The organism is Dellaglioa sp. CoH-57-MRSF-17, assembly GCF_056782015.1.
On sequence record NZ_JBXAXY010000099.1, the window covers coordinates 1 to 330 of the forward strand.

Annotated in this window: 1 protein-coding gene; it reads left to right on the forward strand. The window is 49.7% G+C overall.

The genetic code is table 11. The features are described from left to right. Positions 1–214 (forward strand): hypothetical protein (locus AC1RPJ_RS08045; RefSeq protein WP_391856763.1); only part of this gene is annotated, 214 nt, incomplete at its 5' end. Between the last annotated feature and the right edge of the window lie 116 nt (positions 215–330).

The following is a 330-nucleotide window of genomic DNA, read 5'->3' on the forward strand; positions in this document are numbered from 1 at the left end:
GTCCTACCCGTCGCGCGTCCTTGACACGATGAACAGTAACGTCGAGTTCAGTGAGCAGGATTTTGCACGTGCTCACAAGTTCCTCACGATGGAGACTGTGCCAATCGTATCGGATTTTTATTCTCTGGTATTTGAGGGTTGCACAATCCGTGAGTACTACGAAAATCTTGAAGATGCACTTGTGTGTCTTCGTCAACTGAAGGAAACACTCTGATGGTAAAGGACGCGTTGAAGGCAGGAGGCACCTACGGACTAGTGGGTGAATCTACACAGAACCACTACGAAGGTCCTGTAACAGCACCGGTCTCTCAGCTTGAGTGGTTGCGCGAA